Raw genomic sequence first — 15572 nt, 5'->3', positions numbered from 1 at the left:
AGGCGGGCGCCACCGGGGCGGGGCGGAGGCGGGAGGGGGTGATGTGGACCCTTATGGAGCTCTGCTGGGGGAGGAAGGAGGGGCCCTGCTCGGCGTCGCTCGTGTCGACGCCGGTCATGCGCGCGATCTCATCGTGGACGGCCTCTGCCTTGCCGGGCCCGAAGACGACCTCGATGCCGTTGTCGCCCCTCCTCACAAAGCCGAGCACTCCGCGCGCGGCGGACAGCTGGTCGGTGTCGACGAGGGAGGGGTCCTCGGTCACGAGCCTGAGGCGGGTCATGCAGATGTCGTTGGCCGTGACGTTCTTGCCCCCGCCGATGGCCGCGAGGACCTCCTCTGCGATCTGGTGCCTGTCCACTCCGCGATCCTTTCCCCGTCGTCGAATCGCGAGTCAGAGCCCCGTCTCCACTCACCGTCATACGACTGCGTCATCCGTCTTTTCGAATGGCTAGTATACGTGTGCCGCGCCGCCGCGCCGCCCATCCCGCCGAGCGGCGCGGCGGGCGGTCGAGGCTCCGGCAAAACGCCACAAGTCGGCGTGCCCGCCGCCGCGACGGCTCGACGCGCGCCGCTACAGGCCGAGGCGGGAACGGATGAGCGCCGCGTCGCCCTGCGGCGTCCCCGTGCACCTCACGACCACGTCCGACCAGGCGCGATAGAGCGGCATGCGCTCGGCCGCGAGCTCCTCGACGCCGCGCGCCTGCGAGACCGGGCGATCCTCGGTGCCGAGCTGGCCGACCGGGCGGTCGAGAAGGACGATCGTGCCGTTCTGGCGAAGGGGCCCGTAGTTCTCGGGGCGCGTGACGACGCCCCCTCCGCAGGCGATGACAAGGCCGGAGCGGGCGCCGTAGCGGGCGGTGGCCTCGGACTCGACCTCGCGGAAGCGCCCCTCGCCGTCCTCGCGGATGATCTGGGCCGCGCTGCGGCCCTGCTCGGTAGCGACGACCTCGTCGATGTCGACGAACGGCCTGCCGAGCGCGCGGGCGAGGGCCCTGCCGCTGCTCGTCTTGCCGGCCCCGGGCATGCCGATGAGCACCACGTTCTGGGTCTGGGAGCGAATCTCCCGCTCGATGAGGGGGACGACGGCGTCGTCGATCTGGCGCCCCTGGAAGAGCTCGCTCGCGTAGAGCGCCTGGGCGACGAGCATGGCGAGGCCCGACTCGCTCGGCAGGCCGAGGCGCTCGGCGCAGAGGCAAAGCCCGGTGCGCTCGGGGTTGTAGACCACGTCGAGCACGCCCCTGAGCCCCGTGAGCCGGGCAAGGTCCCCCTCGGGGACGGGCGTGGCGGGGCAGCGCGGGAACATGCCCACGGGCGTGGTGTTGACGAGGAGCGCGGCGTCGGCATGGCGCTCGACGAGGGTGCCGTAGGTCTCGTCGCCCGATCGGGAGATCACGACGGCGCGCGCCCCGGCGACGTGCTCGAGCGCGTCGACGACGGCCTGGCTCGCGCCGCCGCTCCCGAGGACGAGGACCTTCTCGCCCTCGAGGAGGTCGCGCGGGGAGCCCCCGAGGCGCTCTCGGCAGAAGCGCGAGAGCATCCAGGAGAAGCCGAGGACGTCGGTGTTCTCCGCAACGACGCGCCCGTCCTCGGCGCGCACGAGGGTGTTCGCCGCCCCGATGCGCCTCACTGCGGGGGAGCGCACGTCCGCGAGCGCGGCGGCCTCGCGCTTGTAGGGGATGGTCACGTTGAGGCCGCGCCACGCCCCGTCGCGCACGAGGGGGGCGAGCCCATCCGGCTCGACCTCAACGAGCGCGTAGGGCGCGGAGCCCAGCCGCGCGTGGATCTGCGGCGACCAGCTGTGCCCGAGCGAGCGCCCGACGAGTCCGAAGCGCGCCTCGCCGAGGCCCCTCTCGCTTTTCACTTAGATCACCTCCGCATAGCTCCCGAGGTAGCGGAACTCCTGGCAGAGCGGGGAGAGCGTCGCCAGGAGGGAAGAGAACTCGGGCGCCGCGACCGGGCACTCGATGTCGAAGTAGAACATGAACTCGAAGTCACGCTCGGGGATGGGGCGGCTCTCGAGCTTGAGGAGGTTGATGTCGAGCGCGTAGAACTTGGCGAGCAGCTTGTAGAGGGCGCCGGGCTCGTGGGGCAGCACGATCATGAGGGAGGTGCGGTCCGCGCCGGGGTAGACCTCGAGGCTCTTGGAGATGCAGGCGAAGCGCGTGTAGTTGTTGTCACGGTCCTGGACGTCGGCGGAGAGCACCTCGAGGCCGTAGAGCCCGGCGCACGGGAGCGACGAGAGCGCGGCGACGTCGCGCCGTCCGGACTCGGCGACCCCCTTGGCCGCCGCCGCGGTGTTCTCGCAGACGCGCACACGGACGTCGGGCAGGCCGGAGAGGAACTCCGCGCACTGGTTGATCGCCTGCTCGTGGCTGAATATCTCGCGGATGCCGGAAAGCTCGGCGCCGGGCAGGGCGAGCAGGTTGTGGTCAACCTTCACGCGGGTGGTGCGCACCACGTAGAACGAGTGCTCCATCATGAGGTCGAAGACCTGGTTCACCGAGCCGGCGGTGGAGTTCTCGACGGGGATGACGCCGTAGTCCGCGGCGCCCTGCTCGACGGCGCGAAACACGCCGTCGAACGTCGCGGCGTAGCTGATCGAGGGGCGGCGGAAGATGCGCTCTGCCGCGATCTGCGAGTAGGCGCCCTCGACCCCCTGGCATGAGACGTGCGCCGAGCGGGGGAAGAGCTCCGGCGTCTCCGCGCGGGCCCGCTCGACGAGCGCGAGGGTGCCGTCGTCCGCGGCGTCGGCGAGCAGCGCGTGCTGGCGCGCGCGAGAGGCCTCCATGAGGAGCTCCATCAGCACCTGGGCGTAGGTCGCTAGGTCCCGAGGCGCGCGCTCTGCGGCGTCCGCGACCTTGGCCCGCTCGCGGGCGGGGTCGAAGACGCGCATGTCGTGCTCGCGCTTGTAGGCCGCGACCTGCTCGGCCACGCCGGCGCGCTCCGAGAAGAGCCGGAAGACCTCCCCGTCAATGCGGTCTATCTCGCGTCGAAGTTCAGAGAGCTCAGGCATGTCAAACCTTTCGTTGTCGCCTGCGTGCGTCACTCGGCGGGCCATGCGAGAAGGAGGTCCGCGAGCGCGAGCGCGCAGACCGCCTCGACCACGGGGACCGCCCGGATGACCGCCGTGGTGTCGTGGCGGCCGTGCACCTTGAGCCGCGCCGGCTCCATCGTCGTGAGGTCGACGGAGTCCTGCTCGACCATGACGCTGGAGATGGGCTTGAAGGCGCAGCGCACGAGCACCGGGGCGCCCGTGGTGATGCCGCCGAGGATGCCGCCGGCGTTGTTGGTCGCGGGGACGCAGGTGCCGCCGCGGACCTCGTAGGGGTCGTTGTTCTGCGTGCCGGAGAGCCGGGCCACGCCGAAGCCGCGCCCGAACTCGACGCCCTTCACGGCGGGAATGCCGAAGAGGGCGCGCGCCATGACGTTCTCCACGCCGTCGAACATCGGAGACCCCGCCCCTGCGGGCAGACCCGTGGCCACGCACTCGACGACGCCGCCGAGCGTGTCCTTGCGGGACCTCGCGTCCATGACGGCCTCGACCATGCGCGCGCCCGCGGCCTCGTCCACGGTCGGCATGCGCCTCCCGTCGCCGAGGGCTGCCATCTGGCGCGCGAGCAGGTCGAGCGAGGCGGGCGAGTTGTCGAGCGCCGAGAAGGGCTCGTCGGGGATGCCGGCGAGCTCGGCGACGTGGGCTTGCACGCCCACGCCCCTGGTGGCGAGCCACTGGAGGGCTATCCCGCCCGCAACGCAGAGCGGGCCGGTGAGCCGGCCGGAGAAGTGGCCGCCGCCCGGCACGTCCTGCTCCCCGTGCCACTTGGCCCAGGCGGCGAAGTCGGCGTGGCCCGGCCGCGGCACGGCGAGGAGGTTGTTGTAGTCGCGCGAGCGGGTGTTGGTGTTCTCGATGACGACGGCGAGCGGAGCGCCGCAGGTGCGCCCGTCGGGGTTGAGCCCGGAGACGATGCGGGGGGCGTCCGGCTCCTTGCGCGGCGTCCCCCAGGGGTCGTTGCCGGGGGCGCGGCGCGCCACGAAGGCCGAGAGGGCCTCGAGGTCGACGGGCAGCCCCGAGGGGAGCCCCTCCACGACGCACCCGACGGCGGGGGAGTGCGACTGGCCGAACACGGTGACCCTGAGCGCGGTGCCAAACGAGGACGGCATCACCGCTCCTTTCTGACGATGCCCCCGAGGGCCGCGAGGTCCTCGAAGAAGGCGGGATAGGACTTGGCGACGCACTCCGCCCCGAGGATGGTCACGGGGCCGGAGCAGCGGGAGGCGAGGATCGCGGCCATCATGGCGATGCGGTGGTCGTTCGCCGCGTCGACGGTCCCGCCGGCGAGCTCGGGCACGCCCTCGATGTCGAGGCCGTCGTCGACGGCCCGCGCGCGGCCGCCAAGCGCGCGGATCGCGGCGGAGACGGTCTCGAGGCGGTCCGACTCCTTGATGCGCAGCCGCGCCGCGCCGCGCACGCGCGTCGTGCCCTCCGTGACGGCGGCGACGGCGGCGAGGGGCGGCACGAGGTCGGGGCAGCTGCTCACGTCGAGCTCGCGGCCGCGCAGGCGGTCGAGCTCGCACGCGGCGCCGCCCGGGCGGCGCAGCACCCGGGCGCCGAGCAGGGCGAGCGCGGCGAGGACCTGGCGGTCGCCCTGGGCGCTCGCCAGGTCGAGCCCCCGCACGGCGACGCCGCCCTCCCCAATCGCGCCCGCGGCGAGCCAGAACGCGGCGTTCGACCAGTCGCCGCCCACGGACACCTCGCCGGGCGTGACGTAGCCGCCCGGGGCGCAGACGACGAAGGAGCGGGCGGGGCGCCCGCCGTCCGTCACCGCGCCACCCTCGGAGACCTCGACGCCGAACGTCCTGAGGGCTGAGACGGTGATGTCGATGTAGGGGGCCGACTCGACGGGCTCGCCCACCACGACCTCGACGGGGGCGCGAAGGAGCGGGGCGGCGAGCAGGAGCCCGGTCACGAACTGCGAGGAGACGTCGCCCGGAAGGGAGAAGCGGCCTGGCCTGAGCCTGCCCCCCACCGAGAGCGGGAAGACGCCCTGCCCCGAGAGGGTCGCGCCATGCGCCTCGAGCTCCTCGTAGAGCGGCGAGAGCGGCCGCTCGGGGAGCCTGCCGCGGCCGGTGAGCCGGGCGTCGCAGCCGAGCGCGGCGACGACGGGCAGGAGGAAGCGCAGCGTGGACCCGGACTCGCCGCAGTCGAGCAGTGCCCCGCGGCGCGCCTCGGGGAGGTTGTCCGTCGCGGAGGTGCCGGGCACGGGGCGCACGCGGAAGCCGCCCCTCGTCCGGGCGATGCGGGCGCCGAGCTCCTCGAGGCACGACGCCGTGGCCTCGATGTCCTCCGAGGAGGTGGCGCAGGAGACGTCGGTGACGCCCGGCGCGAAGGCGGCGCAGACGAGCAGGCGGTGCGCCTCCGACTTCGAGGATGGGGCGTCGAGCTCGCCGGAGAGGGGGCCGGCCTCGATGGTCGCGTTCACGGTCTGGCCCCCCTTCCAAGCTCCACGATGCGCTTGAGCTCGCCAAGGGCGACGCGGCGGACCTCGACCCTGCCGGGCTCGACGGGGACGACGAGGTTCACGGAGTCGCCGTGGCGCTTCTTGTCATGCCCGACGTAGCCCATGAGCGTCTCCGTGGGGACGTCGCTTCCCGTGGGCAGCCCGTGCGCCTCGACGCACGCGACGATGCGCGCGGCCGTCTCCTCGGAGCACCACCCCATCCTCGCGGACGCGCGCGAGACCATGCAGAGGCCGGCGGCGACGCATGAGCCGTGCCCGAGGGAGAACCCGCTCGCCGACTCGATGGCGTGCCCCAGGGTGTGCCCGAGGTTGAGCGTCTGCCGAAGCCCGCGCTCTCGCTCGTCGGCGTCGACGACGTCGCGCTTTATCTCCACGTTCCTTGCCACCACGTCGGCGAGGCGCGCCTCTCCGACGCCCGGCGCGGTGAGCGGGGCGCGCGTGAGGTCGTCGAGCATCCGGGCGTCGGCGAGAACGGCGTGCTTCACGACCTCCCCGCACGAGTCGCGGAAGAGCTCGGGGGACACGGTGGAGAGGCATCGCACGTCGGCCACCACGGCGGACGGCTGCCAGAACGCGCCCGCGAGGTTCTTGCCCGCGGGCAGGTCGACGGCGGTCTTGCCGCCGACGGAGGAGTCGACCATGGCGAGAAGCGACGTGGGGACCTGCACCACGGGGCACCCCCTGAGGTAGAGCGCCGCCGCGAGCCCCGCGACGTCGCCCGTCACGCCGCCCCCGAGAGCGACCACGACGTCGTCTCGCGTGAGGCCGCGCTCGGCGAGGCCCTCGAGCAGGCCCGCGAGCGTCCCGAGGCTCTTCGAGGGCTCTCCTGCGGGGAAGGTGAGCCTGGGGGCGACCTCGTAGCCGGCGGAGGCGAGCGAGGCCTCGAGCTCGTCGGCGTAGAGGGGCCCGACGTTGGTCTCCGTGACCACGCAGCACCTCCCGCCGCCCGCCGCCTCGCGGGCGATGGCCCCGGCGCGGGCGAGCACGCCCGCGCCGACGTGGACGTCATAGGCGCCCGATGCGGCGCTCACGCGCACCACGCGCCCGCCGGAAGACGGCTCGCTCATCGGCGGTCGACCTCCCTCTTGATCCTGTCGCCCTCCGCGAGGAGCGACTCGAGCCGCCCGGCGTCGCGCGCGTCGATGGCCTCCTTGTACTCGGAGAGGCTCCGGATGATGGTCCCGATCTCCTCGGAGAGGAAGTCGGCGTTGTCGAGGAAGAGCTCCGTCCACATGGGCGCGTTCAGGCGGGCGACGCGCGTGAGGTCGCGGTAGGAGCCCGCCGAGAACCCCCGGTGCGCGCGGGCCGTCGGGCTCTTGACGTAGGCGTTGGAGACGACGTGGGCGAGCTGCGAGGTGAAGGCGATGACCCGGTCGTGCTCCTCGGGCGTGGCGAGCGTGAAGCTGCCGAAGCCGCATGGCTCGAGGAGCTCCTTCAGGCGCTCGAGGACGTCCGCCCGCTCGAAGTCGTCCATCTCGGGCGGCACGACGACCATCGGCGCGCCCCTGAACATCGACGCGCGCGCGTGGGCGAAGCCGGAGTACTGCGTTCCCGCCATGGGGTGGCAGCCGACGAAGGTGAAGGGGCGGCCCTCCGCGATCTTCTCGCACCGCTCGCAGATGACGCGCTTGACGCCCACCGCGTCGATCACGATGGCGCCGGCGGAGATGAGCGGCGCCATCTCCTCGAGCCACGAGACGGCCGCGGCGGGGTAGCCCGCGAGGATCAGGAGCTCGCAGGTCGGCACCACCTCGTCGGTGAGCTCGCCCGAGACGGTCTCTATCATCGCGAGATCGAGCGTGGAGCGCGTCCTGTTCCAGGCGAAGGCCTCGACGCCGGCGGCCGCGAAGGCCTTGGCGAAGGAGCCCCCCATGAGGCCGAGCCCCACGATGCCGATGCGTCCCGGGACGACCTCGGGGGCGAGCGCGCGGGCGGCCACCTAGGCCTCCCCGAGGTCGGCGGTGACGGCCTCGCGGATGAGCGCGATGCGTCGCATGGCGTCGGAGAACTGGTCCGGCGTGAGCGCCTGGGCGCCGTCCGACCAGGCCTTCGCGGGGCAGTCGTGCACCTCGATCTCGAGGGCGTCGGCCCCCGCGGCGACGGCCGCGTAGGCGGCGGGCCTCACGTAGCGCGTGTAGCCCGTGGCGTGGCTCGGATCCCCGACGACGGGCAGGTGGGTGAGGTGGTGCAGGACGGGGATCGCGTTCACGTCGAAGGTGTTCCTCGTGCGCGTCTCGAAGGTGCGGACGCCGCGCTCGCAGAGCATGACGTTGGAGTTGCCCTCGCTCATGACGTACTCGGCGCTCATGACGAACTCGTCGATGGTCTCGGACATGCCGCGCTTCAGCAGGACCGGGATGCCGGACTTGCCAACCTCGCGCAGGAGGGGGAAGTTCTGCGCGTTTCTCGCCCCGACCTGGAGGACGTCCACGCCCCTGTCGAGGAAGAGCCCGACGTCGCGCGGGTCCATGATCTCCGTCACGACGGGCATGTCGAGCTCGGAGCCCGCCTCCATGAGCAGGTCGAGGCCGCGCTCGCCCATGCCCTGGGACGTGTAGGGGGAGGTCCTCGGCTTGAACGCGCCGCCGCGCAGCATCGTGGCGCCCGCCGCGCGCACGGCGCGGGCGATGCCCATGAGGTTGTCGCCCTCGACCGAGCACGGCCCGGCGATCACCTGGAAGTTGCCGCCGCCCACGAGCACGCCGTGACCGCAGTCGACGACGGTGTCCTCGGGGTGGAACTTGCGGTTGGCGAGCTTGAACGGCTCGGAGACGCGCTGTACGCGCTCGACGATGTCCATGCTCTCGAGCAGGAACGGGTCGATGCGGGTGGTGTCGCCGATGATGCCGACCAGGGTCTCGTTGTCTCCCTGGGAGACGTTCGTCCTGAAGCCGCGGTCCTCGATCCACCTGACGAAGTGGTCGAGCTGCTCGGCTGTGGCGCTGTCCCTCACTACTGCGATCATTCGCTTCTCCTGTGTCGGGTGCGTGAAATGCTGCGCGATGATACCACGCGCGTGTGACCGCGAGGTTACGGCGTCCCGCCCGTCTGGATTGTGACGGGCGGGGGATTGAGCTATACTGCCCTCGCATGCGCCCATAGCTCAGTGGATGAGAGCGTCTGCCTCCGGAGCAGAAGGTCGTGGGTTCGAATCCCCCTGGGCGCACCATTCGCAAGACGTGCGAACCCGTGAGACCCCCCGTCTCGCGGGTTCGTTTCGTTCTGCGCGCGCCCGCGCCGCGCCCGAAAGTCTCTCTTTTTCGTAAGGTTCGCCGAGCCGCGCCCGCCCCGTGGCACAATGGGTCACGCACCGGACGAGAGGGGAGCGATGACGCCAGACGAGAAGGACGCGGTGCCCGCCGGGCTCACCGACGCGGAGGTCGCTGACCGCGTGGCCAAGGGCCTCACCAACGCGAACACCGACGTCAAGACCAAGTCCGTGCGCCAGATCGTGGCGGAGCACGCGCTCACGCTGTTCAACGGCGTGAACCTCGCGCTCGCCGTCCTCGTGCTGCTCACCGGCCAGTACCGCAACCTCCTCTTCATGTGCGTCGTGGGGGCCAACCTGCTCATCGGCGTCGTCCAGGAGGTCCGCGCCAAGCGCATGGTGGACCGGCTCACGATCCTCACGCAGAAGGAGGTCACCGTCGTCCGCGCCTCCGGCGAGCGCGCGCTGCCCGCCTCCGAGCTCGTCCTCGACGACCTCGTGCGGCTCTCCCACGGCGACCAGGTGCCCGCCGACGGCGTCATCGTCTCCGGCAACGTCTCCATGAACGAGAGCCTGCTCACCGGCGAGGCCAAGCCCGTCTCCAAGGGCCCCGGCGACGAGCTGCTCTCGGGGAGCTTCGTCGACGCGGGCAGCCTCGTCGCGCGCGTCACGCGCGTGGGCGCCGAGGGCTACGCCGCGCGCATCAACGCCGAGGCGAAGTACGTCAAGGCCGTGCGCTCGGAGATCCAGGAGACCCTGCGCGCCATCATCCGGCTCGGCACGGCCGCGCTCGTGCCGCTCGGGCTCGGCCTCTTCCTGAGGTCGGTCCTCATGGACGGCGGCAGCCTGGACGACGCGATCCTCACCTCGGTCGCCGCCGTCATCGGCATGATCCCGCAGGGCCTCGTCCTGCTCACCTCCTCCGTCCTCGCCATCGCCACCTTCCGGCTCGGCCGGCGGATGGTCCTCGTCCAGCAGGCGTACTGCGTGGAGACGCTCGCGCGCGTGGACACGCTCTGCCTCGACAAGACGGGCACGATCACCTCGGGGGAGATGGAGGTCTCCTCCGTGCGCGCCGCGGCCGGGTTCTCCGAGGCCGAGGTCGAGTCCGCCATGGCCGCGATAGCGGCTGCCAACGCGGAGGACGCCAACGAGACCGCGCTCGCCCTCCTGCGCCACGCCGACGCGCTCGGCATCCGCGCGGCGAGGGCGGCCCGGGCCGTCCCCTTCGACTCGGCGCGCAAGTACTCGGGCTGCGTGGCCGCGGACGGCCGCGCGCTCGTGATGGGCGCGGCCGCGTTCGTGCTCGGCCGCGACCGCGCGGGGGAGGCGGACCGGGTCGCGCGGGCCTTCGACGCCACGGAGCGCGTGCTCGTGGTGGGCCAGGCCGACGGGTTCGACGAGGGGAACGCGCTCGTCGGCGAGGTGCGCCTGATGGGGTGCGTCGCCATTCGCGACGAGATCCGCGCCACCGCCCCCGAGACCATGCGGTTCTTCCTCGACCAGGGGGTCGAGCTCAGGGTCATCTCCGGGGACGACCCCCGCACGGTCTCGGCCATCGCCGCGCGCGCCGGCGTCCCGCACGCCGACCGATACGTGGACGCCGCGACGCTCGACACCCCCGAGAGGCTCGACGCCGCCGTCGACGAGGCGCGCGTGTTCGGGCGCGTCACGCCGCAGCAGAAGCGCGACCTCGTGCGCGCCCTGCACCGGCGCGGGCGCACGGTGGCCATGACCGGCGACGGCGTGAACGACGTCCTCGCCCTGCGCGAGGCTGACTGCTCCGTCGCCATGGCCTCGGGGTCTGCCGCGGCGCGCAACGTCTCCGAGATCGTCCTCGCGGACAACGACTTCTCGCACATGCCCGAGGTCGTCGCCGAGGGCAGGCGCTCGATCAACAACCTGCAGCGGTCCGCGTCGCTCTTCCTCGTGAAGACCGTCTTCACCGCCGTCCTGGCGCTCATCTGCATCGTCATGCCGCCGTACCCCTTCATCCCCATCCAGATGTCGCTCCTCTCGACGGCGGTCATCGGCATACCCTCGTTCGTGCTCGCCCTCGAGCCCAACCACGAGCTCGTGCGCGGGAGCTTTCTCGCCAACGTGCTCGCCCGGTCGCTGCCGGCCTCGGCGGCCATCGTCGCTGCGCTTTTCGCCGAGCTCGTCGTGGGTCGCGCGCTCTCCCACTCGTTCGGCGAGATATCGACGGTCTGCACCGTGCTGGTCGCCTTCGTGGGCATCGCGCTCGTCTGGCGCATCTCCCAGCCGCTGTCCCCGCTCCGGGCCGCGCTGCTGGTCGTGATCGTCGCCATTGTTGCGTGTGGGTGTACGGTCTTCGCCTCGTTCTTCGAGATGGAGGACATGACGGGTAGCATGGGGGTGGTGATCGCCGCCGCGGGCCTTGTCGCGGTCGCGTTCTTCAACTGGATGTACAACCGCTCGCTCGCGAGCTACGAGACTGACGAGCGCTTCGCGCGCCTCGTGAGGAAGGTGGAGGGCAGACATGGCAGCAACGACTGATTTCCGCGAGGCGGTCCTCTCCGCGCGCCGGCCGGTGACCCTTGAGGGCGGGGGCGTCTCGCGCCTCGCCCACGTGGTCTCGGGGATCCCGGGCGCCGAGCGCCTCCCGAGGGCGCTTCTCGTCCTTCTCGAGAACGTCGTCCGACGCGCCGCGACCGACGATGACGCCGTTCGCATGGCCTCCGCCGTCGTCGAGGCCGGGACGGCCGGGGCGGCGGGCTCAGAGATCGAGTTCATGCCCGCCCGCGTGCTCTTCCAGGACTTCACGGGCGTCCCGGTGTTCGTCGACTTCGCCGCCATGCGCGACGCCATGGTCGAGCGCGGGGGCGACCCGCTGCTCGTGAACCCGCGCATCCCCTGCACGCTCGTCGTCGACCACTCCGTCATCGCCGACGTCGCCGAGTGCCCGGGGGCGGTGGGGGAGAACCAGCGCCTCGAGGCCGAGCGCAACCGCGAGCGCTTCGCCTTCCTCAAGTGGGCGAGCCGCTCCTTCCAGAACGTAGAGATCGTCCCGCCGGGAGGCGGCATCTGCCACCAGCTCAACATCGAGCGCTTCTGCGGCGTGGTCACGACCGACGCGCTCGGCGCGGGCGAGAAGGACGTGGCGTGCTTCGACACCCTCGTCGGCACCGACTCCCACACCACGACGGCCAACGGCGTCGGCGTGCTCGGCTGGGGCGTCGGCGGCATCGAGGCGGAGGCGGCGGCGCTCGGCCAGCCCATCTCGATGCTCGTGCCGCCCGTCGTCGAGCTGAGGCTCACGTCCTCGCTTCGCCCCGGCGTCTCCGGCATGGACCTCGCGCTCACCGTCGCGCAGCTCCTGCGCGCGGAGGGGGTCGTCGGGACCATCGTCGAGGTGACGGGCGAGGGGGTCGCCACGCTCTCCGCGACCCAGCGCGCGTGCGTCTCCAACATGACGCCCGAGTACGGGGCGACGGCGACGCTCTTCCCCGCGGACGACGTGACCTTCGACTACCTCGAGACCGCCGGGCGCGACTCGGGCGAGATGGCCTTCGCGCGCGCCTACCTCGAGGCCCAGGGCGTCTACGGCACGCGCGAGGGTCGCGTCTACGCGCGCAGCCTCGACCTCGACCTCTCGAGCGTCGAGCCCTCGCTCGCCGGCCCCTCGCGCCCGCACGACCGCGTCTCGGTCTCCGGCCTCAGGGAGCGCTTCGAGTCCGCGGCGCGCGCAGGCGGGCGCGACCTCGCCGAGAGGGTCGAGGTCGAGGGCGTCGGGACGCTCGCGCACGGCGCCATCGCCATCGCGGCGATCACGAGCTGCACCACCGCGACGGACCCCGCCATGATGGTCGCCGCGGGGCTCCTCGCGCGCAACGCCGTCGACCGCGGCCTTGAGCCCAAGCCCTGGGTCAAGAGGGTCCTCGCCCCCGGAAGCCACGCGACCGAGCTTCTGCTCGAGCGCTGCGGCCTTGCCGAGCCGCTCCGGAAGCTCGGCTTCTTCACCTGCGGCTTTGGCTGCATGAGCTGCATCGGCAACTCGGGGGAGATCAAGGCCTGCCTGAAGCCCCACGCGGCCGAGCTCGAGCTCACGAGCGTCCTGTCGGGCAACCGGAACTTCGAGGGGCGCATCTCCCCGGACGTGAGCCAGAACTATCTGTGCCAGCCCGCGCTCGTGGTCGCCTACTCGCTGTGCGGGACCATGGACGTCGACCTCGCCACTGAGCCCGTGGGCCATGCCCCGGACGGCACGCCCGTCATGCTCTCCGACCTCATGCCCACCGCCGACGAGATCTCCGCCGAGCTTGCCGCCCACTGCGACGCCTCGCTTTTCGAGGAGGGCTCGCGCGGCCTGCTCGAGGGCTCCGAGACCTGGCGCTCCATCCCCTCCGACCAGTCCGCGACCTTCCCCTGGGACCCCGAGTCCACCTATGTGCGTCGCGCCCCCTACTTCGAGATCGCCCGCCCGCAGGACGTCGTCGAGGTGCGCGGGGCCCGGGCGCTCGCCCTGCTCGGCGACTTCGTCACGACCGACCACATCTCGCCCGCCGGATCCATTGCCAAGGACTCGCCCGCGGCTCGCTACCTCCTCGAGCGTGGCGTCGAGCCCGCCGACTTCAACACCTACGGCGCAAGGCGCGGCAACCACGAGGTCATGGCTCGCGGCACCTTCGCCAACGTGAAGCTGAGAAACGAGCTCGCCGAGGGTCGCGTGGGCGGATGGACCAAGGACCTGCTCAGCGGCGACGTCGTGCCCATCTTCGACGCGGCGGAGTCGTATCGCGTCGCAGGGGTCCCGCTCGTCGTGGTGGCCGGCAAGCTCTACGGCTCAGGCTCGAGCCGCGACTGGGCGGGCAAGGGCCCGCTGCTGCTCGGCGTGCGCGCCGTCATAGCCGAGAGCTTCGAGCGCATCCACCGCTCCAACCTCGTCCAGATGGGCGTCCTCCCGCTCCAGTTCCTCGAGGGCGAGGGCGCCGAGTCCCTCGGCATCCGCGGAGACGAGACCTTCGACGTCTCCCCGGTCGACCTCTCGGGCGGGCTCCCGGCCTCGCCGAGGGCGACCGTCCGCGCGTCGCGGCCGGACGGCTCCTCCTTCAGCTTCGAGTGCGTTGTGCGCGTGGACACGCCCATGGAGGGCGCGTTCCTCGCGAAGGGTGGTATCCTTCCGTTCGTCCTGGACGAGCTCCGCTAGCGGACCGAGAGAGGAGGGCGCCGCCTCGTGATCTGCCCCGCCTGCGGGGGCCGCGTGCCCGACGGCTCGCTCGCCTGTCCCCGCTGCCATGAGACCATAGACGCGACCCAGCGCATCTCGCTGAGCGACGCGGCCTGGTGCCCCGGCTGCGGCGCCCTGCTGCCGCCGGGGGCCGACGTGTGCCCCAAGTGCGGCTCGGCGGTCCGGCCCGAGGGGCCCGAGGCCGCCCCCGCGCGGCCGACCCGCGACCTCGACCTCCCCGACATCGGCGCGACGGGCGAGCTCGGGGAGGCCGCGGACGCCGACGAGACGGGCGTCATCACGCGCATAGAGAGCGCTCTGCCCTCCGTCGACGACGCCTCGTCGCCCGTGTCGCGCAGCGACCGCATGCCCCGCACGCGGGCGTTCCTGCTCGCCGGCCTGCTCGCTGTTTTCGTGGTGGGCGGGGCCACCGTCCTCATCACCCATCCCTGGGACCCGAGCGCCACGCGCATCTCCGCGACGACGCCCGCCGACACCTCGATGTCGGGCTTCCCCGGCTTCCTCGAGACGCTCGTCGGGCAGGACGGGAACCGGGCCGGGGAGACCCGGACCATCGAGGACACGCTCTCCGACGCCCACGAGTCGCTCGGCTCGCTCTCGGCTCGCGTGGACGAGTCCGAGCGCCTCCTGCGGTCGGACGGCGTCCTGTCGTCCACCTCGTCAGAGGACCGGGCCGCGGGGCTCGACGCCGCGCGGGGCATCTCGATCGAGGTCTCCAACCTCATCAACGACATCGGCGCCCTCGACGACGGCAGCGAGGAGGTCTCGGAGGCGGTCGACCACCTCGAGACGCTCGGCAACTGGCTCAGGAACCGCTGCGACGCCCTCACTGAGGCCTGGCAGATCTCCGCGGACTCCTCCGACCCGTCCGCGGACGCCGAGGCCATCACCCACGCCATGTCCGCCGGCTCCGCGTTCCAGAGGCTCTTCTCGCAGAACTACGACGCGTGGGACCCAGCCGCCTGAGGGGCGTCCTGCGCGCCGTCTCTCTGCCGAATATGTGAAACCTGGCGCCTCCTGCTAGAATCATCTAGTTGGAAGCATAGTGCGCGCGTACGCAACGCGCCCCGAGAGGGGAGAGGGACATGGGATTCATCCAAGACCCGCTCTATACGCCCGTCTACCAGGTCATGGGCGACGAGGTTGCCGTCTTCGACACGTCGAGGGGCACCATCCGCGCGCGCCTCGACGGCGCGGGCGCGCCCGTTCACGTGGCCAACTTCTGCGAGCTTGCCACCTCGGGCTTCTACGACGGGCTGAAGTTCCACCGCTACGTCCCCGGCTTCGTCATCCAGGGCGGCTGCCCCAACACCCGCGAGATGTCGCCCGCAGACGTCGCCGCCGGCCGCGTCGGCCCCACGGGGCGCCCCGGGACCGGCGGCCCGGGCTACCGCATCCGCGAGGAGTACACGGTCAACCCCCGCAACTCCCACGACGACGGCGCGCTCGCCATGGCGCGCTCCATGGACCCCAACTCCGCCGGGTCCCAGTTCTACTTCTGCCTCGGGCCCCAGCACGGCCTCGACTCGGGCTACACCGTCTTCGGCCAGACGCTCGAGGGGCTCGACGTCATCGCCGCCCTTCGCCAGGGCGACGTCATCAACTCGGTCAGGATCGAGCACGCCGGCGCCTAGGCGCG

General features: G+C 72.0%; 12 protein-coding genes and 1 tRNA gene. 5 read left to right on the top strand and 8 right to left on the bottom strand.

Features of this window, described 5'->3' with window-relative positions; all coding sequences use genetic code 11:
- The 8 genes from BQ7391_RS08665 to aroF form a co-directional block, all read right to left on the bottom strand.
- Nucleotides 1–358: PTS glucose/sucrose transporter subunit IIB (locus tag BQ7391_RS08665; protein WP_159437359.1), on the bottom strand; the 358-nt coding region annotated here is incomplete at its 3' end.
- A 213-nt stretch (nucleotides 359–571) separates the two neighbouring features.
- On the bottom strand, nucleotides 572–1861 hold the full coding sequence (locus BQ7391_RS08660) for a shikimate kinase (protein ID WP_075280234.1): 1290 nt from the start codon (nucleotides 1859–1861) through the stop codon (nucleotides 572–574).
- Complete coding sequence (locus BQ7391_RS08655; protein ID WP_075280233.1) at nucleotides 1862–3013, bottom strand: bifunctional chorismate mutase/prephenate dehydratase; 1152 nt, start codon at nucleotides 3011–3013, stop codon at nucleotides 1862–1864.
- A 29-nt stretch (nucleotides 3014–3042) separates the two neighbouring features.
- A complete protein-coding gene (gene aroC, locus BQ7391_RS08650; RefSeq protein WP_075280232.1) occupies nucleotides 3043–4158 on the bottom strand; it encodes a chorismate synthase in 1116 nt (371 codons plus the stop codon).
- Entirely contained in the window at nucleotides 4158–5477 is a 1320-nt protein-coding gene (aroA, locus tag BQ7391_RS08645; RefSeq protein WP_075280231.1) for a 3-phosphoshikimate 1-carboxyvinyltransferase, read from the bottom strand. Before aroA ends, aroC begins: the two co-directional genes overlap by 1 nt.
- Nucleotides 5474–6583 carry a 3-dehydroquinate synthase gene (aroB, locus tag BQ7391_RS08640; protein WP_075280230.1) on the bottom strand — a complete coding sequence of 370 codons (1110 nt, stop codon included), beginning with the start codon at nucleotides 6581–6583 and terminating at the stop codon, nucleotides 5474–5476. The genes aroA and aroB overlap by 4 nt, the downstream gene beginning before the upstream one ends.
- The gene (locus tag BQ7391_RS08635) at nucleotides 6580–7455 is read right to left on the bottom strand and encodes a prephenate dehydrogenase (protein ID WP_075280229.1); all 876 of its coding nucleotides are present in this window, start codon (nucleotides 7453–7455) and stop codon (nucleotides 6580–6582) included. The genes aroB and BQ7391_RS08635 overlap by 4 nt, the downstream gene beginning before the upstream one ends.
- Nucleotides 7456–8481, bottom strand: a complete 1026-nt coding sequence (gene aroF, locus BQ7391_RS08630) for a 3-deoxy-7-phosphoheptulonate synthase (protein WP_075280228.1) — start codon at nucleotides 8479–8481, stop codon at nucleotides 7456–7458.
- Between the two features lie 127 nt (nucleotides 8482–8608).
- On the opposite strand from aroF, the gene BQ7391_RS08625 reads away from it, so the two are divergent.
- The 5 genes from BQ7391_RS08625 to BQ7391_RS08605 all read left to right on the top strand — a co-directional run bounded on the left by BQ7391_RS08625 (nucleotide 8609) and on the right by BQ7391_RS08605 (nucleotide 15567).
- Nucleotides 8609–8685: transfer RNA gene (locus tag BQ7391_RS08625), tRNA-Arg, on the top strand.
- A 159-nt stretch (nucleotides 8686–8844) separates the two neighbouring features.
- Nucleotides 8845–11241, top strand: coding sequence for an HAD-IC family P-type ATPase (locus tag BQ7391_RS08620; protein WP_075280227.1), 2397 nt, complete (start codon nucleotides 8845–8847; stop codon nucleotides 11239–11241).
- Entirely contained in the window at nucleotides 11225–13891 is a 2667-nt protein-coding gene (acnA, locus tag BQ7391_RS08615) for an aconitate hydratase AcnA (protein ID WP_075280226.1), read from the top strand. The genes BQ7391_RS08620 and acnA overlap by 17 nt, the downstream gene beginning before the upstream one ends.
- A 27-nt stretch (nucleotides 13892–13918) precedes the next feature.
- Complete coding sequence (locus tag BQ7391_RS08610) at nucleotides 13919–14899, top strand: zinc ribbon domain-containing protein (RefSeq protein ID WP_075280225.1); 981 nt, start codon at nucleotides 13919–13921, stop codon at nucleotides 14897–14899.
- Between the two features lie 119 nt (nucleotides 14900–15018).
- Nucleotides 15019–15567, top strand: a complete 549-nt coding sequence (locus BQ7391_RS08605) for a peptidylprolyl isomerase (protein ID WP_075280224.1) — start codon at nucleotides 15019–15021, stop codon at nucleotides 15565–15567.
- Nucleotides 15568–15572 lie beyond the last annotated feature (5 nt).

It is taken from the genome of Thermophilibacter provencensis, from assembly GCF_900128445.1.
Classification (GTDB): domain Bacteria; phylum Actinomycetota; class Coriobacteriia; order Coriobacteriales; family Atopobiaceae; genus Thermophilibacter; species Thermophilibacter provencensis.
This window is presented reverse-complemented; position numbering and strand designations above follow the sequence as displayed.